This window comes from Streptomyces sp. NBC_01381 (genome assembly GCF_026340305.1).
Lineage (GTDB): Bacteria > Actinomycetota > Actinomycetes > Streptomycetales > Streptomycetaceae > Streptomyces.
In genome coordinates, this window is the sequence record NZ_JAPEPI010000003.1 from 374,868 (window position 1) to 401,424 (window position 26,557).

The window sequence follows — 26,557 nt, forward strand, 5'->3', positions numbered from 1 at the left end:
GACTGAGGGGGCTCCTAACGGAGCGTCAGGTGCTCAGCCGCGTACGGACTCCAGCTCCCTGTCGCGGTCGGCGTCCGGCGCCGACGGGACGTCGCCCAGCTGCTTGTGCAGCTTCTCGCCCTCCACGTCGACGTTCGGAAGCAGCCGGTTGAGCCACTTCGGCAGCCACCACGCCGACTTGCCCAGAAGGGCGAGGACGGCGGGGACGATCGCCATGCGGACGACGAAGGCGTCGAAGAGGACGGCGATGGCCAGGCCGAAGCCCATCATCTTGATCATGTCGTCGTTCTCCATGATGAAGCCGGAGAAGACGCTGATCATGATGACCGCCGCGGCCGCGACGACGCGGCCGCCGTGGGTGAAGCCGGTGACGACGGCCTCGCCCGGCCGCGCCCCGTGGACGTACGCCTCACGCATCCGCGTCACGAGGAAGACCTCGTAGTCCATCGCGAGACCGAAGACCACGCCGATCATGAAGATCGGCATCATGCTCATGATCGGGCCCGGCTGGTCCACACCGACGATGTCCGCCAGCCAGCCCCACTGGAAGACCGCGACGACTGCGCCGAGGGCGGCGGCCACCGAGAGGAGGAAGCCGAGTGCCGCCTTGAGCGGTACGAGGACCGAGCGGAAGACGAGCATCAGGAGCAGGAAGGCCAGGCCGACGACGAGGCCCAGGTAGGGAAGGAGCGCGTCGTCCAGGGTCTGCGAGAAGTCGATGGTCATCGCGGTCGCGCCGGTGACCAGGACCTCGGAGCCTGTCTTGTCCCCGAGTCCGTCGACGGTCGAGCGGATCTCCTTGACCGCTTCCTCGGTCTTGTGGTCGCTCGGACCGGTCGTCGGTACGACGTTGAAGATCGCGGTGTCGTCGCTCTTGTTGGCCTGCGCCGGCGCCACGGCCGCGACGCCGTCGATCTTGGCGATCTCCTTGCCGACCGTGTCGGCCGCCGCGGCGGCGCCCGCACCCTTGTCCTTGTCGACGGTGACCATCAGCGGGCCGTTGAAGCCCGCGCCGAAGGAGTCCGACAGGATGTCGTACGCCTTGCGCTGCGTGGTGTCCGGGGCGGACGTGCCCTCGTCCGGAAGGCCGAGCTCCAGGCTCGCCATCGGGACGGCGGCGGTTCCGAGGCCGACCACGGCGAGCAGCAGCACCGGAAGCGGGCGGCGCAGTACGAAGCGCGCCCAACGGGTACCCAGCTTCGGCTTGGCGTTCGGGTCCTGCAGCTCGGCCGGGGACTTCTTGCGGTCCTTGCGGCGCAGCACCTTCTTGCCCGCGAAGCCGAGCAGCGCGGGGATCATGGTGAGGGCGATGAGGACGGCGATCGCGACGGTGCCCGCCGCGGCCAGACCCATCTTGGTGAGGATCGGGATGTTGACGATCGCCAGGCCGGACAGCGCGACGATGACGGTGAGTCCGGCGAACACCACGGCGGAACCGGCCGTGCCCGTGGCGCGGCCCGCGGCGTCCTCCGGCTCGCGGCCGTCGGCTATCTCCGCCCGGAAGCGGGAGACGATGAAGAGGGCGTAGTCGATGCCGACCGCGAGGCCGATCATCATCGCCAGCGTCGAGGTGGTGGCGGAGAGGTCGAGGAGGCTGCCGAGTGCGGCGATGCCGGAGACCCCGATGCCCACGCCGATGATGGCGGTGAGCAGCGGCATGCCCGCGGCGACCATCGAGCCGAAGGTGATGATCAGGACGACCGCGGAGACCGCGATGCCGATGAGTTCGGCGGAGCCGCCCATCTCCTGCTCGGCCATGACCGCGTCACCGCCGGTCTCGACGGTGTAGCCCGTCTTACGGGTGTCGTCGGTGGCCTTGGTCAGCGCGTCGCGCGCCTTGTCGGTGAGCTCCTGGGCGTTGACCTTGTACGTGACGGACGCGTACGCGGTGGTGCCATCCTTGCTGACGGCGTTCGCCTTGAACGGGTCGGCGACCTCGGAGACCTGCGGGCCCTCGCCCAGGGTCTTGACCAGCTTCTCGACGTCACCCTTGGGGCCGGACTCGGTCAGCTTCTCGCCCTCGGGGGCGCGGATCACGACGCGGGCCGTGGCTCCCTCGGCGCTCGCGGCGGGGAACTTCTCGTCGAGGAGGTCGAAGGCCTTCTGGGACTCCGTTCCCGGCATGGAGAAGGAGTCTTCGGGCGCCGCGGGTGCCGCGGACGCGGAGAAGATGACAGCGACGAGCAGCACCACCCACGTCAGTGCCACATAGCGGCGTCGCCGGAAGGCGAGGCGGCCTAGTTTGTAGAGGAACGTAGCCACGGCGAAAGGGACCCCCGTCGGGATTGTCAGGCAGGGTGACTGTGCCCGGCGTCACATCGGTGCACGTCAGGGCGGTCAGCAGGTTCCCCTCTAATATCCGGGCAGGATCGACCCGGGAAGTCCGACTCTGAGCCGGACTATCGGCCCACGGTCGCTGTAGTGCTCGATACACAGGGTCATCCTCGGGGAGGAGATGTGATCACCTCGTGTAGGACCCCCGGAGAAGCCCACCGTGCCGGAAGCCTTGACTCCGCACCCTTGGCCGGTGGTTTCGGCCTGAACAACTCGCTCTCATACCAGGCCAATAGAGGCGATAAGGTTGCGAGTCAGCTCTCAGATAGTTGTCATACCCACCCAGGAGAACCTTTCGTGACTCTTGTCATTGCGCCGTCCGACGCAGCCGACACGCCCACCGACACCACGGCGGCCGCCGCGGCCGCCCCGTCGGCCGACGTGCCCGACCCGGTGGCCCGGGACGCCCGCGAGTTCGGGGCCTACGCGCGGACCGGCGGCTGGGCCTTCGCCCTGAAGGTCGCGCGCAGTGTGCGGCCCGGCGGACAGAGCCCGCAGGAGCAGGCCGCCGACGAGACGCCGAAGGTCTCGGCGAAGGAGTTCAGCGAGCTGGCCGGCTGCTCGGCCGACCGCGTCATGCGCTACTACAAGGCCTGGGACAAGGCGGCCGACGACGGTCTCGTCCCGCACTTCGAGACGCTCACGCCCGGCGTGGACATCGAACTTCCGGACGCCGACGCCTGGTTGACGTACTACACGTCCCGCTCCAGCGCCCTCACCCCGCGCGGCAACGCGATCACGGAGGCCGCCGAGGCCGAGGGCATCCGCCCCACCAAGGCACTGGAGGTGGCCGAGAACCCGACGGCGCTCAGGGCCGCGATCCTCGCCGACCCCGGCACCGCCGAGGCGGCGCGGAAGGCGCTGATGGACCGGCTCGACGAGGACCCGGCGCTGCGTACGGAGCTCGTCCGCGACATCGTCCGCGCCGACGACCTCAAGAAGGCGGTCGCGGCCGAGGCCAAGGCCGGCGACCGGGTCGACTACGTACGCCAGATCGTCGACAAGGGACAGGTCAAGACCCCGGCGGGCCAGCTCATCGACGCGCCAGCCGAGCTGAAGGAGGAGGCCGAGCGGCATCTGTCCCTCATCGACGAGCTGGACGACGGCGAGGACTCCGGCGAGTGGGCCCGCGAGGCGTACGACACCGTGAAGGACCTGGTCGCGCAGACCGTCCAGAGCGATCCGCAGCTGCGGGTCCAGGAGCGCCGCGCGAAGTTCTACAGCAGCCTGCAGAAGGCGACGAAGGTCTTCGAGGAGCTGACCTTCGACGACGCCGAGGTCGACGACATCTACGAGGACGACATGCTGCTGCGCCTCGAGGAGCTGCAGCAGTCGATCGCCGCGTGCATCTCGGCCCTTCAGGCCGCGACGGCGGGCTCCGCCCCCGCCGGTGCCGCCACTGTCGCCGCCGCTGCCGACGCCGTTGCCGTCTTCGACGACATGCCCGCCTTCGATGCCACGCCGGACACCGCGCAGGACGCCGGCTGACGACCGCGGACCCCCACTCCCCCGTACGTCCCGATGATGACCATGGGCCCCACCCGTAGCCCTGGAGTCGTACGGAATGACCCATACGCGGAGGGATTCGCCGCACCGCGCATAGCTCGTAGCTTCTTGATCAACGTACGGAGACCGGCGTACGGAGTTGATCGAGAGGTCATGGATCTATGCACGGCAAGGCATTCGCGCCCGAGTACCAGGGGGAACTGGGCTCGGCACTTGGAGTGAACTCCTCCTACGAGGAGGTGCACGCGGCGGCGGGCCGCGCCCTCTCCCATGCGGACACCGCACTGGAGAGGGCGCGCGCCGCACTCGCCCTCGCCGAGGCGGGACGGCGGCTCGGCCGGGTGGACGAGGCACGCGCCGCCTGGCGGGAGAGTTACCGCAGCGCACGTGCGGCGGGGGACGCCGGCGCCATGGCCTGGGCGCTGTGGAGCGGCGGCACGCTCGCCCGCCAGTGCGGGCAACTGCGGCTCGCCCGGCGGCTGCTCGCCTGGGGGGTCACGCTCGCGGCCGACAGCGGGGAACGGCTCGCCCATGGCTATGCGCTGGCCGGGCTCGCCGAGACGGGACGTATCCAGGGCGATTACGCGGCCGTCGCGGCGCTGCACGAGCAGCTGCTCGAACAGGGCCGGGCGCACGGCGAGGCGCGGCACATGGTGTGGGCGATGTCCGGCATAGCGCAGATGCGGCGCAACGCCGGCGACCATGCCGAGGCCCTCGAACTGTTCACCGAGTGCGTCCGGATCGCGACGGACGCGCAGGACGCGCGGGGGCGCGCCTGGTCGCTGCGCGGGGTCGCCGACGTCCTGTCGCTGCGCGGCGAGACGGAGCGGGCCCTTGAACTCCTGTCGGAGGCGGAGGTCATCTGCCGCGCCATGGATCTGGCGAGCGCGCTCGCCTACAACCACAAGATGCGCGGCAACGTCCTGTACCGGGACGGGAGTTACGGGGCGGCGCGCGAGACGTACGCCATCGCGCTCGAGGAGTTCCGTGCCATGCGGGAGCCGCGCGGCATCGCCCTTTCACGGCTCGGCCTGGTGAAGTCACGCGCCCGGCTCGGCCGCGACCGGGCCGAGACACTGGCCGAACTCGCCGAGCTGGAGCGGGACTTCACCAGGATCGGGCTGCGGCAGGCGCGCGAGATGGCCGTCGCCTTCCGGTCGGAGATCGACGCGGAGGAAGGTACGGAGCTCAGCTCGGCGACGCGTCGGTGACGCCCGTGCCATCAGCGGCGTCGGTGCCGTCCGTGAGCGTGATGCGGATGCCCACCGTCCCGTCGAGGCCGCGCCGGAGCCTGCTGCCGAGCAGGGTCAGCCTGCCGATCAGGCCGTACTTGCGGGTGATGAGGGTGCGGTAGCGGGCCGTCTGCGCGGGGTGGCAGATCTCGGCGGTGGCGGGGATCTGCTCGCCGGTGGGATTGCCCCGTGCATCACAGGGGCCGACCAGGACGTCGGCGCGGTTGCGGATCCGCTTGACTTTCCAGGAGTCCGCGACGGTCCAGACGCCAAGGGCGGTGCCGTCCTGCACCACCCAGACGGGGGTCGGCACCAGGGTGCCGTTCCTGCGGTAGCTGGTGACCAGCAGATACTTCCCCGCACCGAGCCGCCGCGCCGTCGCCTCGTCCATGTCCCCGCTCCAGAGCTCTGTGTCGATGCCGGCCCCGCTGCGCACCGACGTTGGTTGCGCGATCTTACGCATGTCTACTATCTGTTCGAGGCATGGTGGACGTGTCTACTGGCAGTTGGGGGATGGTTGATCATGGCCAGAGCGAAGGTGCTCCGCGGGCTCGTGCTCGCGATGGGGTACGCGTGTGTGGCGATCGGGCTCTTTCACGTGCTGCTCGGGAACGCCTCGATCCCGGGCGCGGAATCGGCCGGTGCGACGATCGACAGCCTCGGGCGGTTCTTCGGCGCGATCTTCGCGGGGTACGGCCTCGCCTGGCTCTGGGCGGCCCGCCAGTCGCCGATCCCCGCGGCGGCGGTGCGGGTGCTGACCGGAGTGTTCCTGCTCGGCGCGCTCGGGCGGCTGCTCTCGCTGGCTGTGGACGGCTGGCCGCACGACTTCCAGGTCGCCCTTGGCGTGCTCGAACTGGTGCTGTCCCCGCTGCTCTTCTGGCTCGCGGACGCCGAGGAGAAGGCGCTCCGGGGCCGGGTCACACAGGTAGAGCCGCAGTCGCCCTGAGCAGATCCCGCACCAGGTCGAAGTCGATGTTCTCCGCCTTGCGGAACCGCAGGCAGCCCTTGCCCATGTCGTGTCCGGCAAGACGCTCCTCGAAGGCCTCGCGCACCTCGCCGCGCAGGAGGTAGAAGGAGACGTACTGCTTCTGGGCGGCGAAGGCGATCTCGGCGGTGCCGTTCCGCGCGTACGCGGGCATCCCGTACGCCATGACCTCGTCGAAGCCCGGCAGCTCCGCCAGGCAGAGCTCCCGCAGCCGGGTCAGGGCGGGCCTGCGCCCGTCGGGGACCTCGGCGAGGTAGCCGGTCACGTCTTCAGCCGCGCTCTGCACCATTCCCCGAGGGTAGGCCGGGACGCCCCGGCGGGCGTGCCCGGTCCTGCCGGTTTGTATCCTCGGCAGGCAGGACGGAAGCCCCCCGGCGCCAGTACGGGCCGCGCCACCAGCAGTGAGAGGACACACCCATGACCACCGAGCTGAGCGCCGACGCCCTGAGCGGGCTCCGCGAGCGGGCCCTGCAGGACTACGAGGCCCTTGTCGCCCGCGGGCTCAAGCTCGACCTCACGCGGGGCAAGCCGGCGCCCGAGCAGCTCGACCTCTCCGACGACCTGCTGAGCCTGCCGGGCGGGCGGCACACCGCCGCCGACGGCACGGACGTACGCAACTACGGCGGCCTGCAGGGCCTGCCCGAGCTCCGCGAGATCTTCGCCGGTGTGCTGCAGGTGCCGGCCGGGCAGCTGCTCGCGCTCGGCAACTCCAGCCTGGAGCTGATGCACGACTGCCTGGTGCACGCCCTGCTCAGCGTGCTGCCGGGGGCCGAGTCGCGCTGGGTGGACCAGGAGCGGATCGCTTTCCTGTGCCCGGCGCCCGGCTACGACCGTCACTTCGCGCTCTGCGAGCGGTTCGGGATCGACATGATCCCGGTGCCGATGACGGCCGACGGCCCGGACATGGACGTCGTGGAGCGCCTCGTCGCCGAGGACCCGGCGGTCAAGGGCATCTGGTGCGTCCCGAAGTACAGCAACCCCGACGGTGTCACGTACAGCGACGAGACCGTGGCGCGCCTTGCCCGCATGGAGACCGCCGCGGCCGACTTCCGGATCTTCTGGGACAACGCGTACGCCGCCCACCACCTCACCGACGAGCCCGCCGAGATCGCCGATCTGCTCGCCGCCTGCGCGGACGCGGGCCACGCCGACCGCGCCTTCGTGTTCGGCTCCACCTCGAAGATCACCGCCGCGGGCGCGGGCGTCGCCTTCTTCGGCTCGTCCCCGGCGAACGTGCAGTGGCTGGTCGCCAACAACTCCAAGCGGTCGATCGGCCCTGACAAGATCAACCAGCTGCGGCACGTCCTGTTCCTGCGGGACGCCGAGGGTGTGCGGGCCCACATGGAGCGCCAGCGCGCGCTGCTCCAGCCGAAGTTCGAGACGGTTGCCCGGATCCTGGACGCCGAGCTCGGCTCGACCGGGCTTGCCCGGTGGACCGACCCCAAGGGCGGCTACTTCGTCACCCTGGAGGTGCCGGACGGCTGCGCGAAGGAGGTCGTGCGCCGTGCCGCCGACGCGGGCATCGTGCTGACCCCGGCCGGCGCCACCCACCCGTACGGTGACGACCCGCGCGACGCCACCATCCGCATCGCGCCCAGCTACCCCGGGCTCACGGAGCTGGAGCAGGCCATCGAGGGTCTGACCGTGTGCGTGCGGCTCGTGGGGTACGAGAAGCAGGCGAGCTGAGCGCTCCGCTGGAAGACCGGTACGAAATCCGCGGGTCGCATGTGGCTGGTCGCGCCCACGCGGCGAAGCCGCACATGTCACGGCCCCGCGCCCCTTCGGGGCACGGAACCGCGTCGACTTGAAAACCGTGTTCATTTAGCATGGGGGCTCCACCCGGCACCGTTCCGCCAAGGAGCCCCCCATGAGCCATGCCCGGCCGGCGGCCCCGCCGGCCTCGCGGGACAGCCGCGCCGCCGAGCGGGGCCTGCGCAGGACTCGGCAGCGCACCGCCGTCCTCGAAACCCTTGGCCGATGCCAGGACTTCGTCTCCGCGCAGGAACTGCACGCCGTGCTGGCCGCCTCCGGCAGCACGGTCGGGCTGACCACGGTCTACCGCACCCTGCGCGAGCTGGGCCGCGCGGGACTCGTCGACGTCGTACGCGACGAAGGCGGCGAGCGGCTGTATCTGCAGCGGCCCACGGACGAGCACAGTCACTACCTGATCTGCCGCTGCTGCGGGCGCAGCCAGCCGGTCGACGCCGAGGTCGTCGAGCGGTGGGCCGAGCGCCTCGGCGAGAGCACCGGCTTTGCCGGCCTGGAGCACACCCTCGAACTGAGCGGCGTCTGCGCCGGCTGCCAGGCCGCCGATGAGACCACTCCATGCCGCCAGGCGCCGGCCAGGAATACTGCGGCCATGAATGCGCGTACAGACGAGTCGCCGGTGAAGCTTCCCGCCCCGGCCTGGGCCCTGCGGGCCGCCGAGCCCACGGACGTCGAGGTGATCGCCGAGCTGCGGGCGACGGTGATGCGCCCGGATCTGGAGCGGCTCGGCCGGTTCGACGAGCACCGGGTGCGCCAGCGGCTGCGGGACTCCTTCTCGCCGCGCCACACCTCGGTCATCGTCATCGACGGCGCCTTCGCGGGCTGCGTCACGCTGCGTCCCGCCGATGACGGGCAGTGGCTCGAGCACTTCTATCTCGACCCCGCGCTTCAGGGCCGAGGCCTCGGCTCGGCCGTGCTGCGGACGCTGCTCGACCGGACCGACGCCGCCGGCGACCTCGTCCGCCTGAACGTCCTGCAGGGCAGCGCCGCCAGGCGGCTGTACGAACGCCATGGGTTCAGCGTCGAGGAGCAGGACCCGATCGACGTGTACATGGTGCGTCCGCCGGGGGCCTAGCGAAGGCGTGACGGCCGGGCGTCCGCTCGCAGCGGCCGCACCAATTGGCCCAAGCCGGCGGCCCGCAAATGGTCCAGGGACCGAACCACTCAGCTGCCTAACCTCTCCCCATCAGGACATTCGCCAGACGGCCCAACCGCCGCTGACCTGGGGAGAGTTGTGCCGCATCAGATCCTTCCGCCGGCCGGAGCGCCACGTGTTCTCGCCGTCGCCCAGCTGAGCAACTCACTGGGCGACGGCGCGTACTACGTGACCTCGGCCCTCTACTTCACCCGCGTCGTCGGCCTCTCCCCCACCCAGATCGGGCTCGCGCTCACCATCGCCTGGGCGATCGGTTCCGTCACCGGTGTCCCGCTGGGCGCGCTCGCCGACCGGCAGGGGCCGCGCGGAACGGCCGTGCTGCTCGCCCTGGCCACCAGTGCGTCGGTCGGCTCCTTCCTGTTCATCCGGTCCTTCGTTCCCTTCCTCCTCGCCGCCGTCCTGTACGCCGTCGCGCAGTGCGGGCTCGCCGCGGCGCGGCAGGCGCTGCTCGCCGGACTCGTGGAGCCATCGGCGCGTACGGGCGTCCTCGCCCGCCTGCAGTCGACGCTCAACGCCGGGCTCGCCGTGGGCGCCGCGCTCGGCGGTCTCGCCCTGCGCCATGACACGCGTGAGGCGTACCTGGCGGTCTTCGCGCTGGACGCGGCCGGTTTCCTGCTCTGCGCGGTCACGCTGCTGCGGCTGCCCGTGGTGCCGGGCTCCGCGGCCCGTGCGAAGGGCGAGCCGCGCCTCGCGGTGCTCCGGGACCGGCCCTACGCCGTCGTCACCGCGCTCAACGCGGTTCTGCTGCTGCGGATGCCACTGCTGAGCCTCGCCGTTCCGCTGTGGATCGTGGAGCGGACCAACGCGCCGAGCTGGCTTGTCTCGGCGCTCTTCGTCCTCAACACCCTTGCGGTGATGGCCTTCCAGGTCCGGATGGCCCGTGATGTCGGCGGACCGCGCACGGCGACCCGCGCGGTGCGGCGCTCCGGCCTGGTCATGCTCGCGTCGTGCGTGGTCTTCGCCTGCTCGGCCGCGGGCCTGCCGGTGTGGGCGACGGTGGCGGTCCTCGCCGTGGGGGCCGTGCTCCAGGTCGTCGCCGAGATGCAGCAGTCCGCGGGCTCCTGGCAGCTCGGCTTCGACCTGGCCCCCGCGCACCAAGTGGGCCAGTACCAGGGCTTCTTCGGCACCGGCGTCCCCGTCGCCCGCACCCTCGGACCGCTCCTGCTCACCTGGCTCCTGGTGATGTGGGGCGTCCCGGGATGGCTGCTCCTGGGAGGCGTCTTCCTCGTCGCCGGCCTTGCGATGGGGCCGGCGGTGCGCTGGGCGGAGGCGCCCCGAAGGGGCGCGGGGAACTGCGCGACCAGCCACGACGGACCCGCCCCCGAGGGTCTGGCCGCCGACACCCCCTAGGAACCCGCCCCCGTCACGCTCTGACCGCCGTCGTACGGAAGCGCGCCGCGTACGCGGACGGTGTCGTCCCCAGGTGTCGGGCGAAGGCCCTGCGCAGCGTCTCGTCGCTGCCGAGGCCGCTGCGTTCGGCCGCGTCCGTGACACCGGCGCCGCGTTCGAGGAGCATGCGGGCTGCCTCGAAGCGGAGGGACTCCACGTACGCGGCCGGGGTGGTGCCGAGCTGCCGGCTGAAGAGGCGGGTCAGGTGGCGGGGGCTGACCGCGGCCTTCGCGGCCAGGGCGGCGAGGCGGTGGTCGGCCGCCGGGTCGGCCGCGATCGCGTCCAGGAGCGGGCGGAGCACCGGGTGGCCGGTCGCCGGGGTGCGCGATGCGGCGGAGAACTGGGACTGCCCGCCCGGCCGTTGCAGGAAGACGACGAGGTCACGGGCGACCCGGCGGGCGAGGTCGGGACCGTGGTCCTGCTCGACCAGGGCCAGGCAGACGTCGATGCCCGCCGTGACCCCGGCCGAGGTGAAGACCGGGCCGTCCTGGACGTAGATGGCGTCCGCCGTCACGTCGGTGTCCGGGTACAGCCGGGCGAGTTGCGCCGCGTGCTCCCAGTGCGTAGTGGCCCGGCGCCCGCGCAGGAGGCCCGCGGCGGCGAGCGCGAACGCTCCCGTACACACGGAGGCCAACCGCCGGGCAGCGTCGGCCAGTTGGCCCACAAGCTCGACGAGTTCGGCCCGTCCGGCGAACGTGACGCGTTCGGCGTGGCCCGGCACGATCAGGGTGTCCGCACGGCGCACATCGGCCGCCGGCAGGTCGGCCGCGATCCGCAGTCCGGTCGACGTCGTGACGTCCTGCCCGTCGGGGGTGCAGACCCGCACCACGTAGCCGCCTCCGGTGTAGCGGGCGGCGGTGGTGAAGACCTCCAGCGGTGCGGCGACGTCGAGCAGGCGTACGCCGTCGAAGGCGAGGACGTACACGTGGTGGGGGCGGGGTCGGTCCGGCTCCTTGGGCACGGGTCCACGGTAGCCGGAGAGCGTGTCCAGATGTGTGGGGTACCTGTCCGCAGGGACATGGCCGTGCGGTGCCCGCCGCGAGCAGGCTGGATCCCACCAAGAAGAAGGAGTCACTCCATGAACGCCACCGACACCTCCACCGCCGCCGGAATCTCCGTCCCCGACACCGCCCTCGCCGCCGCGGCCACCGAGCTGGTGCGGGACACGACCAGCGAGCTGCTCTACCACCACTCCCGCCGCGTCTTCTGGTTCGGCAGCCTGCAGGGCGCTCGACGCGGGCTGAGCTTTGATCCCGAACTGCTCTACATCGGGGCGATGTTCCACGATTTGGGCCTGGCCGAGCGGTTCCACGGCAGCGGCCGCCGCTTCGAGGTGGACGGGGCCGACGAGGCGCGGCGCTTCCTGCGGAGCCACGGCGTTCCCGCGGACGGCGTGCGCCGGGTGTGGACGGCCATCGCCCTCCACACGACGCCGGGCGTCCCCGAGTTCATGGAGCCGGAGGTCGCACTGGTCACCGCCGGCGTCGAGTACGACGTCCTGGGCATCGGCTACGACGACCTGACGGCCGAGGACCGTGCCGCGATCACCGCGCTGCACCCGCGCCCCGACTTCAAGCGGCGCATCCTGGAGGCGTTCGCCGAGGGCGTCGCGCCCAAGCCGGAGACCGCCTTCGGCAATGTGAAGGCCGATGTCCTCGCGCACTTCGTCCCGGGCCACACCCGCGGCGACTTCGTCGAGGTGATCCGGAACTCCCCTTGGGCGGAGTAGGCGGAGCAGGCGGAGCAGTCGGAAGTGTCAACTCGGGGTTGACGGTCGCAGGACTGTCAACCTACGGTTGACACATGACGCAGCCCTCGCATCCCATCCGTCTCGACGACCTCATCGACGCCATCAAGAAGGTCCACACCGACGCCCTCGACCAGCTCACCGACGCCGTCATCGCCGCGGATCACCTCGGCGACGTCGCGGACCACCTCATCGGCCACTTCGTGGACCAGGCCCGGCGCTCGGGCGCCTCCTGGACGGACATCGGCAAGAGCATGGGCGTCACCCGGCAGGCCGCGCAGAAGCGGTTCGTGCCCAAGGATCCCGGCGACGCGTCCGATCTCGATCCCGGGCAGGGATTCAGCCGCTTCACCGAGCGGGCCAGGAAGGTGGTCATGGCCTCGCAGGAGGAGGCGCGGGCCGGTGGCAACGCCGAGATCGGCACCGCTCATCTCACCCTCGGCCTGCTCACCGAAGCGGACGCGCTCGCCGCGAAGGCGATCGTCGCGCAGGGCGTGGACCTCGATGTCGTACGCGAGAGGATCACCGACGCCCTGCCGCCCGCGGTCGGCGAGGTGCCCGACCTCATTCCGTACGACGCGCCCGCGCGGAAGGTCCTCGAACTGACCTTCCGTGAGGCCCTGCGCCTCGGCCACAACTACATCGGCACCGAGCACCTGTTGCTCGCGCTCCTCGAGGCGGAGGACGGAGCGGGCGCGCTCGCGGGCCTCGGCATCGACAAGGCGACCGCCGAGGCGAACATCGTGCAGGCCGTGGAGGCGATCCGCGCCGCCCACGAACAGGCCTGACACCAGCGGCAGTTCAGGCCCGGCCCTCCCGTTCGGCGGCGGCGAGCACCCGCGCCGCCTCCCGGACGGCCGCCGCGTTCGCCTTGCCCTGCCGGGAGCCCGCCAGCTTCGCCTTGATGTGGTCGCGTACGAGGATCGGTTCGTAGGCCAGTTCATCGGCGGCGTCCAGATGGCTGGGCAGGGTGGCGATGACCGCGTCGACGTTGCCGTCGTGGAAGTACGCGGCGGAGCGCCGCCGGACGATGCCGCCGTCGACGATCGGCGGCTTGACGCGGTGCAGCGTGGACATCCAGCGGTCGTTGGTGAGCCGGGCGGTGAGGTCGCCGACGTTGACCAGGAGCGCGCCGTCGACGGGGGTCACGTCATGCCACACCTCGTCGGCCCCGAGCACCTGCAGCCCGGCGACCTGGTCCGCCCACAACACGGTGACCAGGCCGAAGTCGGTGTGCTCACTCATGCCGATCAGGTCGCCGTCGAGGGCGACGGTCCCTTCCGGCAGCGCGTAGTTGTTCATGCGCAGTACATCGATGGAGTGGTCGGTGAGCGGCTCGAAGAAGTCCGGCCGCTCCCCCAGGGCGTCGGCGAAGATCCGGGTGAGGGTGCGGGCCACCCGGCCCGCCTGCTCGAAGTAGCCCCGCACCGCGGGTTCGAAGCCGGGGACCTCGGCGGGCCAGACGTTGAGTCCGTAGTCGTCCTCGGAGAGGTCGAGTCCGGGGAACGAGCGGGCTTCCGTGCCGATGTTGAACGCTTCGAAGAAGTCGTTCATGCGCGCCGCGGACTCGACGCCGAGGCTCAGGCTGAGCGATTCACTCCTGGGTGGGCTGTAGCCGCGGTTCGCCCCGGTGACCCGGTACGCCTTCTTCGCCGACAGAGGCAGGACGAAGAAGGCGTCCACGGCGCCGGTCAGGCCGTCCAGGATCGCGTCGGGGATGCCGTGGCCGAGGATCTGGACGAAGCCGACGCGCGCGCAGGCGTCGTCGATCTCCCGTGCCACGCGGGCGCGTTCGGCCTCTGGGCCGCCGTCCGCCACGTACGGCGTGATGTCGATGACGGGCACCGCGAACGGCCCGGAGGGCTCAGTCGTGGACCGGGACATGGGCGGCTCCTGTCGTGGGCGTCGGCGCGATGCTACGGGGAGCGGAGACATCGGCGCGGCGGCGCGCGGCGCGGGTGGCGCCGCGCTCAAGCCCCTTCAGGCACCGGCGCGTTCCGCCTCCAGCCTGCGCAGCCGTTCGGCGTCGCAGACTCGGGGGCAGGTTCCGCACGCGTCGGCGGCCGGGATCGTGTAGTAGAGGCAGCAGCCCAGGCGCGTCCGGGTCGGATGGCGCGCCCCGTCACGGGTCGCCAGATGCCGGAAGGCGGCGCCGCCGGGGAAGGGCTCGACGGGTCCGGGAAGCAGGGCGTCGACGGCCCGCAGCGACTCCTCCTCCTGGCCGAGCATCCGGCCCAGGTACCAGATCCCGGAGATCAGATCGTCGCCCGCCATGCCCCACAACGCCCGTGGCCCGCGCCGCAGTTGAGGGCCGATCGCATCGAGCAGCGGCCGCATGTGCGCGACCACCGCCGCGCGCAGTTCGGTGCGCAGCGACTCCTCGTCCGGCAGCACACGCACGCCGGGGAGTCCGGCGGCCGGGTCGTCGGGGAAGCAGGCGAAGGAGCCGGGGACGACCTCGAAGTCCCCGGTCGTCAGGCCGACCCGCACGTCGGCGGGCCGGATGCGCGGCACGCGCCGTTCCAGGTACCACGCGCCGCTCATCAGCAGCGAGACGGACCAGAGATAGCCGTGCAGCGCGCGGGACGCGGCGACGTCCGGACGGGGCGTGTGGTCATGGCCGGCCCGGATGCGGGCGGCCTCGGCCTCGACGAACGCCGTGCGGGCGTCCTGCCGTTCCGCCAACTCCGCACCGGTGAGCCACCCTTGACCCGCGGGGAAGCCGGGTTTCGCGACCGTGACGGCAAGCGTCTCGCACCGCGCGGCGAGCCTCTGGTAGGTCGCGGCAAGCAGGGCGGCGGGGCTCAGGGCGGTGGCGGTCGGCGCCATCGCCGGGGCCACGGTCAGCGGCACTCGTACTCCTCGGTGGGCAGGGCAGGTTGATCGGTCGTCCGTCGGCGGAACCATCCACCGCGACAAAGTAAGGCTTACCTTATTTCTCGCCGTCGCGCCTCTTCGGGAGGGCGCGCCGCACACCGTCACCGCCACACGTGACCCTTCACTCACAGCCGGTTGACAGCTTTAGGTATGCCTAACCTAAACTCCTCCCTCGTGTCCAAGATCGATCAGGCCGCCCCACCGGGCGGTCTCTCCGCACGGCGGATCCCCCTACTCCTCGCCGGATTCGGCGCGTTGGTGCTGTGCGCCGCGCTGAGCCTGGCCCTGGGGTCACGCCCGGTGCCGCTGTCCACGGTGGCCGACGCCCTCTTCGGCGACGCCCAGGGGCGGGACGCGATCGTGGTAACGGGGCTGCGGCTGCCGCGCACCGTCGTGGCGCTCGCCGTCGGCGCCGCACTCGGCGTGGCAGGAGCGGTCGCCCAGGGCATCACCCGCAACCCGCTCGCCTCGCCGACCACCCTCGGCATCAACGCGGGCGCGGGCTTCGCGGTGGTCGTCGCCATCTACACCCTCCATCTCACCCAGCCCATCGAGTACCTCTGGTTCGCCTTCGCCGGAGCCGCCGGGGCCGGGATGCTCGCCCAGCTTCTGGCCCGCCGCGCCGGCGATCTCGACCCGGTGCGGCTCGCCCTCGGCGGCGTGGTGCTGCAGATGGTGCTCCTGTCCTGGACGCAGGCCGTGATGCTGGCCAGCGAACGCACCCTGGACGAGGCCCGCTTCTGGCTCGCGGGGTCCCTTTCCGGGCGCACCCTCGACGTGCTCTGGCCGGTGCTTCCCACCCTCGTCATCGGCCTGGTCGTGGCCCTCGCGATCTCGCCCGCCCTCAACGCCCTCGCCCTGGGCGACGATTCGGCGCAGGCGCTCGGCGTGCCGGTGGCCAGGATCCGGGTGACCGGCGGGATCGCGGTCGTGCTGCTCGCCGGTTCGGCGGTCGCGATCGCCGGGCCCGTGGCCTTCATCGGGCTCGCCGCCCCGCACCTGGTGCGGCTCGCGGTCGGCTCCGACCACCGGCTGCTCGTACCGGGCTGTCTGATCGCAGGACCCCTGCTGCTCCTGGCCGCCGATGTGCTCGGCCGGGTCGTCGTGCGCCCCTCCGAACTGGAGGTCGGCATCGTCAGCGCCTTCCTCGGCGCACCGCTCCTCGCGGTCCTCGCCCGGAAGGTGGCCCGATGACCGCCCTCGCCGTACGTGAGGTCAAGGCCGCGCCGACCGGGGCGCGCGCCCGGCAGCGCCGCCGCGTCGCGCTGCTCGCCCTCTGCGCCGTCGCCCTCCTCTTCGTCCTGGTCACGCTCGCCCTGACGACCGGGCAGATTCCTCTTTCCGCCTCCGTCGCGCTGCGCGGCCTGGTCGGTCTCGGCGACCCCGGCGATGTCCTCGTCGTACAGGACTTCCGGGCGCCCCGGATGACCGCCGCGGTCATCGCCGGTGTCGGGCTCGGCATCGCCGGGTCGCTGCTGCAACGCGTGTTCCGCAACCCCCTCGCGTCGCCCGACGTAATGGGCGTGACCGGCGGTGCCTCCTTCGGCGCCGTGGTGCTGCTCGCCACCGGGGCGTCGCAGACGCTGATCCCGGTGGCCGCGCTCGGCGGCGGGCTGCTCGCCGCGCTGCTGCTCGGGGTGTTCGGCTGGCGCTCGGGGCTCACCGTCACGCGGCTCGTGCTCGTCGGCCTCGCCGTCCAGGCAGGTCTGGCCGCCGCGGTGAACCTCATGGTCGTCCGCTTCCCCGCCGAGCTCGCGAGCTCCGCACTGCAGTGGACCACCGGCTCCCTCTACGGGCGCACCTGGACCGAAGTCGGCGCAGCGGGAGGCGCGGTGGCGCTCGCTCTGCTCGCCGCGTTCGCCCTGCAGCGGCGGCTCGCCGTCCTGGATCTGGGCGACGAGTCGGCGGGCGGGCTCGGCCTGAACCCCTCCACCGCGCGGCTCCAACTCCTGGTCACCGCCATCGTCCTGGCCTCGCTTGCCGCCGCGCTCACCGGCCCCGTGGCGTTCGTCGCGCTCGCGGTGCCGCATCTGGTGCGGTTCGTCGCGGGCCCGCCGACGCCGGGGACGCTCGCGCTGACGGGTCTCGCGGGCGCCGTCCTGCTGCTCGCGTCGGACCTGTTGGTGCAGCACCTGCTGCCGGTGTCCGGGCTTCCGGTCGGTGTCGTCACCGCGACGCTCGGCGCCCCCTGGCTCCTAGTCCTGATGATCCGCCAGAGCAGGCCCGTCAACCGGAGTGCCGCATGAGCCCCACCCAGACGTCCACGCAGAAGTCCCCCGCCGGCGCGTCCCCCGCCAACCAGCTCTCCACGCACGGGCTCGACCTGCGCTACGGCGAGAAGGTCATCGTCGGCGGCCTCGACGTGACGCTGCCGGGCGGCGCCGTCACCGCCATCGTCGGCCCCAACGCCTGCGGCAAGTCGACGCTGCTCAGGGGCCTCACCCGCCTGCTCGCCCCGGCCGGCGGCAGCGTGGCCCTGGACGGCGCGGACATCCACCGCATGTCGGCGCGTGCCCTTGCCCGCCGGATGGGCCTGCTGCCGCAGCAGCCGGTCACGCCCGACGCCATCACCGTCGAAGCGCTCGTACGCCTGGGCCGCTACCCGCACCAGACCTTCCTCAGCCCCTGGTCCAAGGCCGACCAGGCGGCGGTGGACGCGGCCTTGGAGCGCACCGGCACCGCCGAGCTCCGCGACCAGTCGGTGGACCGGCTCTCCGGCGGCCAGCGCCAGCGCGCCTGGATCGCCCTCGCGCTCGCCCAGGACACCGAACTGCTTCTCCTTGACGAGCCGACCACCTTCCTCGATCTGCGGCACCAGCTCGACGTACTCGATCTGGTGGCCGATCTGCACGCCGAGGCGGGCCGCACCGTGGTGATGGTGCTGCACGACCTCGGGCAGGCCGCCCGGTACGCGGACCATCTGGTCGTCCTCAAGGACGGGCAGCTGGCCGCCGCGGGCAGGCCCGCCGACGTACTCGACGCCGACCTCGTCAAGGACGTGTTCGACGTCGACTGCCGGGTCATCCCCGACCCGGAGACCGGCACCCCGCTGGTCGTTCCGAAGGGCAGGGCCGCCCGTCACACGTCGGGTGATCCGGCCGTCCCCGCCTGATCACCCGCTCCGGCGCCCCACCGCCTCTTGAGTCCCGTCCCCATTTCCGCTCACAGCAAGGGAAACCACCCTCATGAACACCAGTACCGTCCCGCGCGGTCTGCGCAGGCTCAGTGCCGTCCTGCTCACCGTCGTCCTCGGCACCGGCACCCTCGCCGCGTGCGGCGGTGACTCCGAGAAGGACGACAAGGGCAAGTCGGACGCCGCCGCCGACGCCGGTTTCCCGCGCACCATCAAGCACGCGATGGGCAGCACCGAGATTCCCGCCGCCCCGCGGAAGGTCGTCGTCCTGGACACCGGCGAGCTCGACGACGTCACGCTGCTCGGCATCAAGCCGGTCGGCGCGGTCTCCCCGCACTTCAAGACCGCGGGCGGCTTCCCCTCGTACCTCAAGGACAAGATCGGCGGAGTGAAGGACGTCGGCCCGATGGAGGAGCCGAACCTGGAGCTGATCGCCTCGCTCAAGCCCGATCTGATCCTGTCCTCCAAGGTCCGGCACGAGAAGGTCTACGACAAGCTCAAGGCCATCGCCCCGACCGTCTTCACCGAGACCACCGGTGCTCCCTGGAAGGAGAACCTGAAGGTCCACGCCAAGGCGCTCGGCAAGGAGAAGCAGGCCGACACCGCGATGGCGGGCTACGAGTCGCGCGCCAAGGCCCTCGGCGAGTCCATCAAGAAGAAGTACAAGGGCAAGATGCCGTCGGCCTCGGTCGTCCGCTTCATCGCGGGCCCGACCCGGCTCTACCAGAAGTCCTCGTACAGCGGCATCGTGCTCGACGACATCGGCCTGACCCGCCCGGCCTCGCAGAACTCGGCCGACCCCGAGAAGCCGATGCTGGACGTCAGCCCCGAGCAGATCGACAAGGCCGAGGCCGACCTGATCTTCGTGACCGTCGCCGACGAGCCGGACAAGACCCAGCAGAAGGACGTCACGTCCAACCCCGTCTGGAAGGACCTGAAGGCCGTCAAGCAGGACAAGGTCTTCACCGTCCCGGACGAGACGTGGATGTCGGGCATCGGCGTCCAGGCCGCGGAGCACGTCCTTGAGGACGTCGCGAAGGCCACCGGCGCCGAACTGCCCAAGAAGTAGGCAGGCGTCACGGGGCGGACCCTCCCGACGACCCCACCGTCCGACGGTCCGCCCCACCATCCCCCCACCTCACACGCACCCACGCCACGCGTCTTTGTGCACACCCGGAAGTGGACTCGCCCATGCGGCTGTACGTCCTTGCCCGCAACCCCACCGACTCGGTCACCGAAGGCTTCCTGCCCGCCGCGCGCCGGCTCGGTCTCGACATCACGCTCCTCACCGACCAGCCCGGCTCCCATCGGAGCGGGCACCCGGACCTGGAGATCCTGGAGTGCGACGTACGCGACTTCCGCGCCGTCGTCAGCCGGATCTCGACGCATCACTCCCCCGACGCGATCTTCAGCAACAGCGACCACCTCCAGACCCAGACCGCCCTGGCCGCCGAGTACTTCGGGCTGCCCGGCAAGGACTGGCGGGTGACGCTGCGCGCCAAGGACAAGGCGCAGATGCGCCGCCATCTCACCGCCACGGGCGTCGACGCGGTGTGGTCGACGGAGCTCGCCGCCGGGCAGGATCCGGCCGGACTCGCCGACCTCGACGTGCCCTACCCCTGCGTGGTCAAGCCCCGTGAGGGAGTGGCGAGCGAGGACGTGGTCCTCGTCGAGGAGCCGGCGCAGCTCCTGAAGCGGTGCGCGGAGATCCAGGCCCGGCGCCCGGACACGGCGATCGTCGTCGAGGAGTTCCTCGCCGGAGAGCTGTGCACCCTGGAGACGCTCGGCGACGGCCTGCGGCGCCATGTCCTCGGCGGCTTCCGGACGCGGCTGTCGCCACCGCCGTACTTCATCGAGGAGCGGCTCGCCTTCGAGCCCGCGCATCCGGAGCCGGTGGTCACCCAGGTGCTCGCCCAACTGGACGCGCTGGGCGTGGGGTTCGGCGCCTGCCACACGGAGTTCGTGGTCGCGGACGGCCGGGCGCGGCTCATCGAGGTCAACTACCGCGCCATCGGTGACCAGTGCGATCTGCTCCTCGCGCAGCTGCTGGGCATCCCGCTCTTCGAGCACATCCTCCGTACGCATCTGGGCGAGCCGCTCCCCGCTGATCTCGGCGCGCGGACCGACGGCCGGGCGGTCCTCGACTATCCCTGCGCCCAGCGGTCCGGGACGCTGACGGCGGCCCCCGAGGCGGCCGACATCGATCTGGACGGGGTGCGCCTGACGTACCGTCCGCTGCGCGGGATCGGCGAGCGGCACGAGATCCAGGGCACCAACCGCGACCTCCTCGGCGTCGTGCGCGCCATCGGCACCGACCAGAACACGGTGGACCGGGCGGTCGCCGATTTCGTCGCCGCACAGCGCTGGGAGATCACCCCGTGACGCGCCCCACGGGCCTCGCGCCGGTCGCCGGGGTCGAGGCCGAACTCCTGCTGCGCGTCCTGAGCGCGCTCCTTCGGGAGGACGTGGTGGGGTGGCGGACCCGGAGCGAGCCCGTGCGGCGAGCGGACGGGGAGTGGCTGCGCCTCGGGCACCGCGCCGGCGACGCCCTGCTGATGGCGGTCCACGAGGACGGCTTCCAGAGTGCGTACGCCGCCCGGCTCCCGCTGCTCCTGCGCGAGTCCGACGGCATCGCGCTCGACAACGCGGAGTCGATCCTCGGCGCGCTCGGCGAGCTCGCCGAGCCCGTCGACCGTGCCGGGTTCGCAGCCTTCGCCGAGGAGTGCGGGCAGGCTCTCGACGCCCTGCGGCTGCACGCGGAGACCCGCGACGAGATCGACACCGCGCTCGTCTACCGGTACGGCGGTGATCCCGCCGCCTGGACGGGGCTCGCGGGCGGCCTCGGGTTCGACACGCTCGCCGCGCGCTCGGACCACCCCGTGTATCCGACCTCGCGGGGCCGTTCGGGGCTCTCCGTCGGCCAACTCCGGTCGTACGCCCCAGAATTCGGGCCCAGTTTTACGTTGAGCCAGCTGGCCCTGCCGCGCGAGGACGTCACCGTGGGCGGCGGCACCGACGACCCGTGGCCGTCCCCTGCCAAAGCGGGCGCGCCGGAGCTCGAAGGGAGCCATTACGTCTTTCCCGTGCATCCCTTGACCGTGGGCGAACCCCTGCGGCAGGCGCTGCGCGATGCGGGGCTCGAAGGACGGGCGAAGCTCCTCGACGGACCAGGACCCGAGGTCGTACCGACGCTGTCCATGCGGACCGTCGCCCTCACGGCGGATCCGGCGCGGCACCTCAAACTGCCGCTCGCCACCGCCACGTTGGGGCTGCGCAACCGTCGCACCATCAAGCCGGGAACCCTGGTCGACGGCGCGGCGGGCCAGCGGCTCGCCGAGGCCGTCATCGCCCGCGAGCCCCGCTTCCAGGGCGCGGTCCTGCACGCCGACGAGACGCGGTACGCCCACGCCGGGCACGAACTGCTCGCCGTGCTTGTGCGCCGCTTCCCGTCCGGACTCGACGACGCCGTCGTCGTGCCGATGGCCGCGCTGCTGTGTCCGGCACCCGGCGGCCCGCTGCTGATCGACCAGCTCGCCGAGCGGTTCTACGGCGGCGACCCCCTCGCCCTCATCGACGCCGTGCTCACCCTCCTCTTCGACTGGCAGACCACGCTCTTCGCGTACGGGATCGCCCTCGAATCGCACCAGCAGAACATCTCACTGGTCATCGACGCGTCGACCGGTGGGCCTCGGCTGCGGCTGCTCCTCAAGGACAACGACGGGCCGCGTGTCCACCACGCACGCCTGCGGTCCGTGATGGGTGAACAGGCTCCCGATCCGGGGGAGTTCGACGACGCTCGCATCTTCGTCGACGGGGACCGGCCCGTGCTCGATCTGTTCACCACCATCACCGTCCACCTCTGCGCGGGCTCGTACGCCTTCGGACTCGCCCGGCACGGGCACGCCCCGCTGGAGCGGCTGCTGCGCCTGGTGCGCGACCGGCTCGCGGAAGCGGCCGAGCGGCTCGGCACGGGCCCCGGCGAACCCGGCACCCTGCTGCGCGCCCACGTCCTGGACGCGCCGGAGCTTCCGGTCAAGGCGATGGTCACCGCCGGCACCCTGCTCAGCAAGGAGCGCTCCGGGGCCGCCGACATCAACAAGCACTACACGACAGGGCCCAACTACCTGCTGCGGACGGGGACTTCGTGACGGCCACCGCCTCATCCCCGCACCCGCTCTCGGACGGCCCGACGGTGGGGGCGGAGTTCGGGCGGCGGCAGGTGCACGCCGTCGCGGCCTGTTACTTCGTGGCGTCGTTCGCCGCGCTCGGGCTTCCCCCGTATCTGACCGAGATCCTGCCGGGGCTCGGCGACACGACCGCCCGCTGGGCGGGACTCCTGTATGTCGTACCGACCGTCTTCGGCGCGCTCGGCGCCCCCCTGTGGGGCCGCGCCGCCGACCGCTTCGGGCGAAAACGGCTGCTGCTGCGGGCCCAACTGGGCCTGGCCGTCTCGTTCCTGCTCGCGGGCTGGGCGGACTCCCTCGGCGCGTTCGCCGCGGCGCTGGTGCTTCAGGGCATCCTCGGCGGCACGTTCGCCGCGTCCAACGGCTATCTGGCGGCCGCGCTCAGCGGGGCCCATCTTTCCAAGGCGCTCACGCTGATGCAGGGCGCGGCCCGGGCGGCGCTGGTGTTCGCCCCGATCGTCGTGGGCTCTCTGACGCCGTGGATCTCGCCGCACCGCCAGTACGCACTGCTCGCCGTCCTGCCACTGACCGCCGCGCTGATGCTCGCCCTCCTTCCGGAGCCCGGCACCCGGGCGCCCGAGGCCGCCGCGGAGGGGGAGCCGGGCGGCACGGGCCCGCTCGCGCCGCTGGCCGCGCTGTACTGCTTCGAGTTCGCCTTCGTCTTCTCGACCGTCATCTCCTTCCCCTATCTGATCTCGCTGATCGAGGACCGAATACCCGGCGTCTCCCCGGTCGTCTCCGGCGCGCTCTTCGCCCTGCCGCACCTGTGCTATCTGCTGTTCGCGATGCGGGTGCACCAGGTCGTCGAGCGCCGCCCGGGGCCGGGGATCGCGACCGGTTTCGCCCTGGTCGCGCTCGGTCTCGCCGGGCACGGCGCCGCCGGTTCGCTGCCCGCCTTCGTCGGCGTGCGGCTGCTGCTCGGCGCCGGCCTCACGCTGGGCCTGGTCAGCCTGTCCGTGCTGGCCGCCGACTGCGCCAAAGGGCGCCCGCCCGGCGGGATGTTCGGCTCGCTCGAGCTCGTCTCCAAAGGCGGCGCGGTCGCCGCCGGCCTCGCCGCGGTGGCCGTCAGCAGTCTGTTCGGCCCGTCCGCGCCGGCCCTTGCCGGTACCGCGATCGCCCTGGTGGCCCTGGTCGCCGCAGCCTTTCCCGCCACGTTCCGCCGCTAGTCCGCATCCGCTGGAGTCGTTGATGTCCTTGCCGACCGGCACGTTCCCCGCCCAGTCCTGCGCGTCGCCCGACGCGTCCGCCCAGTCCGCGACGTCGCCCGATCCGTCCGCCGCCCCGCTCGCCGGTGCCGCGCCCACCGGCCTGCCCGGCGCCGACCAGGCCGTGACGCACACCCTGCTCAACTGTCTGCTGCGCGAGGTCTCGGGCCCCGAGCACCAGACCGCCGTGGTCGACGGCAACCTCCTGCTCCGGCTGCCCCGGCGCGGGGTCCTGCTGCGCGTCGCGCTGCGCCGTGCCTCGCTGCTCGGCGCCCACCGCTTCACCGGACCGGTGACCGAGCAGCGCGACGGCCGCTGGGTGGACGTGGACTGGCGGCGCCTCGCCGAGTACACGCACGCCGAGCTGTTTCTGCGGACGGGCGTGAGCAACGAGGAGTTTCTCGAGCAGATCGCCTCCAGCCACGAAGGGGTCAGCGCCGCGATCGCCGCCGAACGCCCGGCGTCCGCGCCCGTCACCGACCAGACCCCGAAGTGGCTCGCGGGCTACCTCGCCTCCGAGCGGTCCCTGCTGTTCGGCCACCGCTTCCACCCCACGCCCAAGGCCCGCGGCGGCGATCTGTCCGACTGGGCGGCGTACGCTCCCGAGACCGCGGCCGCCTTCCCGCTGCGCCACCTCGCCGTGCGGGAGCATCTCGTCGCCGAGGAGACGGCGCGGCCGGACGCCACCGCTCCGCTCGACCGCCTCGGCGACGTGCCGGACGGCTACCGGCTGCTTCCCGTGCACCCCTGGCAGTACGACCTGCTGCGGGACCACCCGGGTCTGCGCGCCGCCCTCGACCGCGCGGACGTCGTCGACCTGGGGACCGGCCGCTCCCCTTTCGCGGCCACCGCTTCGGTGCGCACGCTGTACGACGGTGACACCTTCCTCAAGTTCAGCCTCAACGTCCGCATCACCAACTGCCTGCGCAAGAACGCCAGTTACGAACTGTCGGGCGCCGTCGCGCTCACCCGCGTACTGGAAGGCGCCCTGGACGACCTGGCCGTCCGCTTCCCCGGCAGCGCCGTGCTCCGCGAGCCGGCCTACCGCAGCCTCGCGCTGCCGGGCCCGGACGGGCACCCCGACCTCGCCCTCCTGGAAGGCTTCGGGGTGATCGTCCGCGAGGGGCTCGCCGGGCGGCTGCTTCCGGGGACGACTCCGCTGCTCGCCGGGGCGGTGGCGGACGAGTATCCGACGGGGCCAGGACACATCTCCCGCCTCCTGGACGGCGCGGGTCCTGAGCGTGCCCTGCGGTGGTGGCAGTCCTACCTGCGGCTCCTGCTGCCGCCCGTGCTCGCCGCGTACTTCGACCACGGCCTGGTCCTCGAACCGCATCTGCAGAACGTCCTCGTCTGCGTCGACGACGAAGGCATGCCCGCCCAGGTGCTCTTCCGTGATCTGGAGGGCACCAAGCTGGTGCCCGAGCTGCACGCCGACACCCTGGCGGCACTGCCGCCCGAGGTCGCGGGCCCGATGACGTACGACGCGCAGCGCGGCTGGGACCGCGTCGTCTACTGCCTCCTGGTCAACCATGTCGCCGAGCTGCTCGCCGCGCTCGCCGACCTCCACCCGCACACCGAGCCCGCCCTCTGGTCCCAAGTGCGCGCCACCCTGCGGGAGTTCGCCGCCGCCCACGGCTGCCCGCCGCGCCTGAGCGCACTGCTCGCCGGGGTGCCGCTGCCCGCCAAGGCCAATCTGCTCACCCGCTGGGAACGCAAGGCCGACCGGGACGCGGGCTATGTCCGCCTCACCTCTCCCTTTCCGCTCACCGAGCACGTGCGGGACCTGGGTACCCGCCCCGACGTCACCTGGAGCGCCGCCGGATGACCACTCCCCCTTCGGCCGTACGTGACCATGCCCTCTCCCTCGCCGCCGGGGAACTGCCCGCCTATCTGTACGACTTGGCGGCGCTGAGCGCCCATGCCGCAGCCGTACGCGAGGCGCTGCCCCCGCAGGTGGAGCTCTACTACGCCGCCAAGGCCAATCCCGAGCCGGAGATCCTGGCCGCGCTCTCGCCGTACGTCGACGGCTACGAGGTCTCCTCGGGCGGCGAACTCGCCCATGTCGCCAAGGCGGTGGCCGGGCGCCCGCTGGCCTTCGGCGGCCCCGGCAAGACCCCGGACGAGATCGCCGCGGCGCTCGACCTCGGTGTGCGGCGCTTCCATGTGGAGAGCGCGTACGAACTGCGGATGCTCGCCGCGCTGGCCGCCCGCGTGGCCCCGCGGGACCGCGTCGACGTCCTGCTCCGGTTCAACCTTCCGCTGGACTCCGAGGCGCTCGCGGGCAGTTCACTGGCGATGGGCGGACGCCCCACGCCCTTCGGTCTGGACCCGACGGAGGCGGACGAGGCGGTGGCCGCCTTCACGAGCGGCGATCTTGAATGCCTCCAACTCGTCGGTGTTCACGCCCACTTGGCCAGCGGGCTCGACGCGCCGCAGCAGCTGGCGGTGGCCGGGTCGATCGTCGCCTGGTCGCAGGCGCTCGCGCGACGGCACGGCATCCGGTTCACCGAGGTCAACGTCGGCGGCGGAATGGGCGTGGACTACGCCGACGCCGAGGCGCGCTTCGACTGGGCGGGCTACGGCCAAGGCCTCGCCGAACTCTGCGCGGCGCACCCCGAGTTGACGCTGCGCATCGAGCCGGGGCGCGCGCTGACCGCGTACTGCGGCTGGTACGCCACCGAGGTCCTGGACGTGAAGCGGAGCCACGGCGAGGAATTCGCGGTGGTGCGCGGCGGCACCCATCATCTGCGCACCCCCGCGGCCAAGGGCCACGATCAGCCCTGCGCGGTGCTGCCGGTGGGCGTGCCGTGGCCGCACCCTTGGCCCCGGTCCGAGGCGCGGCAGGACCGGGTGACGTTCGCGGGCCAGCTGTGCACGCCCAAGGACGTCCTCGCTCGGCGGGTTCCTGCGCCCGGGCTGCGGGCGGGCGACCGGGTGGTGTTCGCCCTCGCGGGTGCGTACGCGTGGAACATCTCGCACCACGACTTCCTCATGCACCCGCGGCCGGGGTTCCACTTCCTCTGAACACCGGTCCTGCAACGG

General features: G+C 72.0%; 23 protein-coding genes and 1 pseudogene. 18 read left to right on the forward strand and 6 right to left on the reverse strand.

What is annotated here, in order from left to right; translation table 11 throughout:
• Positions 1–33: 33 nt before the first annotated feature.
• The gene (locus OG453_RS39935; protein ID WP_266873617.1) at positions 34–2,262 is read right to left on the reverse strand and encodes an MMPL family transporter; all 2,229 of its coding nucleotides are present in this window, start codon (positions 2,260–2,262) and stop codon (positions 34–36) included.
• A 369-nt stretch (positions 2,263–2,631) separates the two neighbouring features.
• Here OG453_RS39935 and OG453_RS39940 point away from each other — a divergent pair, with 369 nt between their 5' ends.
• On the forward strand, positions 2,632–3,822 hold the full coding sequence (locus tag OG453_RS39940; protein WP_266873618.1) for a hypothetical protein: 1,191 nt from the start codon (positions 2,632–2,634) through the stop codon (positions 3,820–3,822).
• Positions 3,823–4,001: 179 nt separating this feature from the next.
• Positions 4,002–5,051 carry a tetratricopeptide repeat protein gene (locus OG453_RS39945; RefSeq protein WP_266873619.1) on the forward strand — a complete coding sequence of 350 codons (1,050 nt, stop codon included), beginning with the start codon at positions 4,002–4,004 and terminating at the stop codon, positions 5,049–5,051.
• Here the strand turns inward: OG453_RS39945 and OG453_RS39950 are convergent.
• Positions 5,029–5,463, reverse strand: coding sequence for a PPOX class F420-dependent oxidoreductase (locus tag OG453_RS39950; RefSeq protein ID WP_266873884.1), 435 nt, complete (start codon positions 5,461–5,463; stop codon positions 5,029–5,031). The two genes, OG453_RS39945 and OG453_RS39950, sit on opposite strands and share 23 nt — an antisense overlap.
• 132 nt (positions 5,464–5,595) lie before the next feature.
• Between OG453_RS39950 and OG453_RS39955 the strand changes: the two genes are divergently transcribed.
• The gene (locus tag OG453_RS39955; RefSeq protein WP_266873620.1) at positions 5,596–6,018 is read left to right on the forward strand and encodes a DUF4345 domain-containing protein; all 423 of its coding nucleotides are present in this window, start codon (positions 5,596–5,598) and stop codon (positions 6,016–6,018) included.
• On the opposite strand, the gene OG453_RS39960 is transcribed toward OG453_RS39955, so the two are convergent.
• Entirely contained in the window at positions 5,990–6,346 is a 357-nt protein-coding gene (locus OG453_RS39960; RefSeq protein ID WP_266873621.1) for an iron chaperone, read from the reverse strand. The genes OG453_RS39955 and OG453_RS39960 overlap by 29 nt on opposite strands.
• Positions 6,347–6,474: 128 nt before the next feature.
• Between OG453_RS39960 and OG453_RS39965 the strand changes: the two genes are divergently transcribed.
• From OG453_RS39965 to OG453_RS39980, 4 genes and pseudogenes are all read left to right on the forward strand, one after another.
• Positions 6,475–7,743: an aminotransferase class I/II-fold pyridoxal phosphate-dependent enzyme gene (locus OG453_RS39965; RefSeq protein WP_266873622.1), complete on the forward strand. Its 1,269-nt coding sequence runs from the start codon at positions 6,475–6,477 to the stop codon at positions 7,741–7,743.
• 181 nt (positions 7,744–7,924) lie between these two features.
• Positions 7,925–8,326: pseudogene (locus tag OG453_RS39970) on the forward strand (Fur family transcriptional regulator); the annotation flags it as partial.
• A gap of 90 nt (positions 8,327–8,416) precedes the next feature.
• Positions 8,417–8,899: a GNAT family N-acetyltransferase gene (locus tag OG453_RS39975; RefSeq protein ID WP_266873886.1), complete on the forward strand. Its 483-nt coding sequence runs from the start codon at positions 8,417–8,419 to the stop codon at positions 8,897–8,899.
• Between the two features lie 159 nt (positions 8,900–9,058).
• Positions 9,059–10,330 carry an MFS transporter gene (locus OG453_RS39980; protein ID WP_266873623.1) on the forward strand — a complete coding sequence of 424 codons (1,272 nt, stop codon included), beginning with the start codon at positions 9,059–9,061 and terminating at the stop codon, positions 10,328–10,330.
• Between the two features lie 13 nt (positions 10,331–10,343).
• Here the strand turns inward: OG453_RS39980 and OG453_RS39985 are convergent, their stop codons facing one another.
• On the reverse strand, positions 10,344–11,330 hold the full coding sequence (locus tag OG453_RS39985) for a GlxA family transcriptional regulator (RefSeq protein WP_266873624.1): 987 nt from the start codon (positions 11,328–11,330) through the stop codon (positions 10,344–10,346).
• 117 nt (positions 11,331–11,447) lie between these two features.
• On the opposite strand from OG453_RS39985, the gene OG453_RS39990 reads away from it, so the two are divergent.
• Together OG453_RS39990 and OG453_RS39995 are read left to right on the forward strand one after the other, a co-directional pair.
• The gene (locus tag OG453_RS39990) at positions 11,448–12,098 is read left to right on the forward strand and encodes an HD domain-containing protein (RefSeq protein ID WP_266873625.1); all 651 of its coding nucleotides are present in this window, start codon (positions 11,448–11,450) and stop codon (positions 12,096–12,098) included.
• A gap of 74 nt (positions 12,099–12,172) precedes the next feature.
• Positions 12,173–12,904: a Clp protease N-terminal domain-containing protein gene (locus OG453_RS39995; protein ID WP_266873626.1), complete on the forward strand. Its 732-nt coding sequence runs from the start codon at positions 12,173–12,175 to the stop codon at positions 12,902–12,904.
• Positions 12,905–12,917: 13 nt separating this feature from the next.
• Here OG453_RS39995 and OG453_RS40000 read toward each other — a convergent pair whose 3' ends face one another.
• Complete coding sequence (locus OG453_RS40000; RefSeq protein WP_266873627.1) at positions 12,918–14,000, reverse strand: isopenicillin N synthase family oxygenase; 1,083 nt, start codon at positions 13,998–14,000, stop codon at positions 12,918–12,920.
• Between the two features lie 96 nt (positions 14,001–14,096).
• A complete protein-coding gene (locus OG453_RS40005) occupies positions 14,097–14,963 on the reverse strand; it encodes a (2Fe-2S)-binding protein (RefSeq protein ID WP_266873888.1) in 867 nt (288 codons plus the stop codon).
• Positions 14,964–15,167: 204 nt separating this feature from the next.
• On the opposite strand from OG453_RS40005, the gene OG453_RS40010 reads away from it, so the two are divergent.
• The 9 genes from OG453_RS40010 to OG453_RS40050 all read left to right on the forward strand — a co-directional run bounded on the left by OG453_RS40010 (position 15,168) and on the right by OG453_RS40050 (position 26,539).
• Positions 15,168–16,187 (forward strand): iron ABC transporter permease, encoded by a 1,020-nt coding sequence (locus OG453_RS40010; protein ID WP_266873628.1) that lies wholly within the window; start codon positions 15,168–15,170, stop codon positions 16,185–16,187.
• Positions 16,184–17,239: an iron chelate uptake ABC transporter family permease subunit gene (locus tag OG453_RS40015; RefSeq protein ID WP_266873629.1), complete on the forward strand. Its 1,056-nt coding sequence runs from the start codon at positions 16,184–16,186 to the stop codon at positions 17,237–17,239. Before OG453_RS40010 ends, OG453_RS40015 begins: the two co-directional genes overlap by 4 nt.
• Positions 17,236–18,105 (forward strand): ABC transporter ATP-binding protein, encoded by an 870-nt coding sequence (locus OG453_RS40020; RefSeq protein WP_266873630.1) that lies wholly within the window; start codon positions 17,236–17,238, stop codon positions 18,103–18,105. Before OG453_RS40015 ends, OG453_RS40020 begins: the two co-directional genes overlap by 4 nt.
• A 73-nt stretch (positions 18,106–18,178) precedes the next feature.
• Positions 18,179–19,195: an ABC transporter substrate-binding protein gene (locus tag OG453_RS40025; RefSeq protein ID WP_266873631.1), complete on the forward strand. Its 1,017-nt coding sequence runs from the start codon at positions 18,179–18,181 to the stop codon at positions 19,193–19,195.
• A gap of 122 nt (positions 19,196–19,317) precedes the next feature.
• Complete coding sequence (locus tag OG453_RS40030; RefSeq protein WP_266873632.1) at positions 19,318–20,508, forward strand: acetyl-CoA carboxylase biotin carboxylase subunit family protein; 1,191 nt, start codon at positions 19,318–19,320, stop codon at positions 20,506–20,508.
• Positions 20,505–22,274, forward strand: a complete 1,770-nt coding sequence (locus tag OG453_RS40035; protein WP_266873633.1) for an IucA/IucC family protein — start codon at positions 20,505–20,507, stop codon at positions 22,272–22,274. Before OG453_RS40030 ends, OG453_RS40035 begins: the two co-directional genes overlap by 4 nt.
• Complete coding sequence (locus OG453_RS40040) at positions 22,271–23,476, forward strand: MFS transporter (protein WP_266873634.1); 1,206 nt, start codon at positions 22,271–22,273, stop codon at positions 23,474–23,476. The genes OG453_RS40035 and OG453_RS40040 overlap by 4 nt, the downstream gene beginning before the upstream one ends.
• 22 nt (positions 23,477–23,498) lie before the next feature.
• Positions 23,499–25,340: an IucA/IucC family siderophore biosynthesis protein gene (locus OG453_RS40045; protein WP_266873635.1), complete on the forward strand. Its 1,842-nt coding sequence runs from the start codon at positions 23,499–23,501 to the stop codon at positions 25,338–25,340.
• Positions 25,337–26,539: a type III PLP-dependent enzyme gene (locus OG453_RS40050; RefSeq protein WP_266873636.1), complete on the forward strand. Its 1,203-nt coding sequence runs from the start codon at positions 25,337–25,339 to the stop codon at positions 26,537–26,539. The genes OG453_RS40045 and OG453_RS40050 overlap by 4 nt, the downstream gene beginning before the upstream one ends.
• Positions 26,540–26,557 lie beyond the last annotated feature (18 nt).